This is a genomic window from Psychrobacter sp. 1Y4 (assembly GCF_051847555.1).
This window is the reverse complement of record NZ_JBPYDE010000513.1, coordinates 1-729: the sequence shown is the minus strand read 5'-3', so window position 1 is coordinate 729 and position 729 is coordinate 1. Positions and strand designations below refer to the sequence as shown.

1 pseudogene is annotated in these 729 nt (G+C 46.9%); it reads left to right on the top strand.

Features of this window, described 5'->3' with window-relative positions:
• Window positions 1-691 (top strand): annotated as a pseudogene (locus ACS8FC_RS17275) (exopolyphosphatase); the annotation flags it as partial.
• Between the last annotated feature and the right edge of the window lie 38 nt (window positions 692-729).

Below are 729 nucleotides of genomic sequence, written 5' to 3'. Positions count from 1 at the left end.
AGGCGTTGAAACCATTACCTACTCAGATGGCGCATTACGTGAAGGCGTGATGTATGACATGCTTGGGCGTTTTGCGAGCGAAGATGTGCGTGACCGCAGTGTGCTTGCGCTCATCAAGCGTTATTCAGGCGACAAAAAGCAAGCCAAACAAGTGGTAAAAACCAGTCGTAACCTGTTTGAGCAAGTAAAAGATAAGCTTGCCTTAACAAGCGATGACTGTGACTTACTCAGACGTGCGGCGTTTTTGCATGAGATTGGCCTTGCGATCAGTCATAGCAGTTATCATAAGCACAGCGCCTATTTGCTTGAGTATTCTGACATTCCAGGGTTCTCGCAAGTGGATCAAAAGCGTATGGCGCAGTTGATGCTTAACCATCGTCGCAAGCTCAAAGCCGATATGTTCGAGCAGACCTGTCAGATTGGCGGAAACCAGCTCGTCTATCTGTGCTTGCTATTGCGTCTTGCTGTACTCGCGCATCATAGCCGTAGTGATTATAAGCTACCAGAGCTGGAATTAAAGGTTATCAGTGATAGCGACTGGCAAATCACAGTTGCTGATAGCAGTGAGCATTATGCGTTTTTGGTTGCTGATTTACGCACAGAGATTGAGCAGTTTGCCAAATGGGGCGTACAGCTTAGCGTGATGGAGACCGAGGAGGCTGAGCCGTTACCATTGTCAGTATCGAGTTAAAGATTAACGTAACAAAAGCAGTGTTGTCGATAATGTCA